The organism is Streptomyces sp. AC512_CC834 (assembly GCF_019049325.1).
Lineage (GTDB): Bacteria > Actinomycetota > Actinomycetes > Streptomycetales > Streptomycetaceae > Streptomyces.
In genome coordinates this window covers 1-304 of sequence record NZ_JAGMUO010000051.1, presented here as the reverse complement: position 1 = coordinate 304, position 304 = coordinate 1, and the positions used below count along the sequence as shown (strand labels likewise).

Here is a 304-nt window from a genome sequence, read left to right as displayed (position 1 = left end):
GTGGTGGCGGGTGCGGTGGCTTCGGGGGAGGCGGAGCTCGCGGTGCGGGACGGTCGGGTGTTCGTCCCGCGTCTGGTCCGCGCCCTCCCGCCCACCACTGACACCGCCGACGCTGACGCCGACGGCATCGGTACCACCGCTTCGTTGTCGGGTGGTGCGGTGTTGGTGACGGGTGGGACGGGTGGTCTGGGTGCGGTGGTGGCCCGGCATCTGGTGGTGGCGCGTGGGGTGCGGGATGTGGTGCTGACGAGTCGGCGTGGGGCGGGTGCTCCGGGTGCGGCGGGGTTGGTGGCGGAGTTGGAGG

The 304-nt window shown here is 73.7% G+C and carries 1 protein-coding gene; it reads left to right on the top strand.

Annotated elements, in window-relative coordinates; genetic code table 11:
• Positions 1 to 304: KR domain-containing protein (locus KUM40_RS41435; protein ID WP_254395323.1), on the top strand; the 304-nt coding region annotated here is incomplete at both ends.